Consider the following 334-nt stretch of genomic DNA (forward strand, 5'->3'; position numbering starts at 1 on the left):
AATGTTGAAATAATGGCGATTATGATAACTGCGATTATCAAGGTGGTTAAAATCTTCATGTAACATCTCTATTAAAATATTCGTGATCTTAGATAATTGAAATTTGACCTAACAAGAATCAATTGTATTAGCCTTATCAGTATATCCACTTTAAAAGTATAATATATGGAATTGAATTAATAACCATCCATTTATCAGTAAATATAATCATCCACTTTTTACTGAAAGCCCTCTAAAACGCTAAAATCGTCGCTTGGTGGACCATCCAAACGGAACAAAAATTTATTTATAAATATTTGAACTTTTTGTGACATTAATCACCTTTTCTTGTCTT

Source organism: Neobacillus drentensis, assembly GCF_036966985.1.
GTDB classification, from domain to species: domain Bacteria; phylum Bacillota; class Bacilli; order Bacillales; family Cytobacillaceae; genus Neobacillus; species Neobacillus drentensis_E.